At 56.9% G+C, this 693-nt stretch carries 1 rRNA gene; it reads right to left on the bottom strand.

Annotated features, from left to right (window positions below):
- Positions 1 to 693 (bottom strand): 23S ribosomal RNA (locus tag ACESZG_RS18915); the annotation flags it as partial.

Below are 693 nucleotides of genomic sequence, written 5' to 3'. Positions count from 1 at the left end.
CACTTCCACCTCTGCCCTATCTACCTCGTCGTCTTCAAGGGGGTTTACTTCTTTCGAATGGGATATCTCATCTTAAGGGGGGCTTCACGCTTAGATGCCTTCAGCGTTTATCCCTTCCGGGCTTGGCTACTCGGCCGTAGACTTGGCAGTCTAACCGATGCACCAGCGGCCCGTCCATCCCGGTCCTCTCGTACTAAGGACAGCTCCTCTCAGATATCCTACGCCCACGCCGGATAGGGACCGAACTGTCTCACGACGTTCTGAACCCAGCTCGCGTACCGCTTTAATGGGCGAACAGCCCAACCCTTGGGACCTACTACAGCCCCAGGATGCGATGAGCCGACATCGAGGTGCCAAACCACTCCGTCGATGTGAACTCTTGGGAGTGATAAGCCTGTTATCCCCAGGGTAGCTTTTATCCGTTGAGCGATGGCATTCCCACTTAATACCACCGGATCACTAAGCCCTACTTTCGTACCTGCTCCACCCGTCGGTGTCGCAGTCAAGCTCCCTTCTGCCTTTGCACTCTTCGAATGGTTTCCGTCCATTCTGAGGGAACCTTTGGGCGCCTCCGATACCCTTTCGGAGGCGACCGCCCCAGTCAAACTCCCCGTCTGGCATTGTCCCACCGCCGGGTCACGGCGGCTGGTTAGAAACCCAATACTGCAAGGGTGGTATCCCAACAGCGGCTCC

The organism is Blautia sp. Marseille-P2398 (genome assembly GCF_964240315.1).
GTDB classification, from domain to species: domain Bacteria; phylum Bacillota; class Clostridia; order Lachnospirales; family Lachnospiraceae; genus Blautia_A; species Blautia_A wexlerae.
The sequence above is the reverse complement of the archived record's forward strand: the minus strand, read 5'-3'. Positions and strand labels throughout refer to the sequence as shown.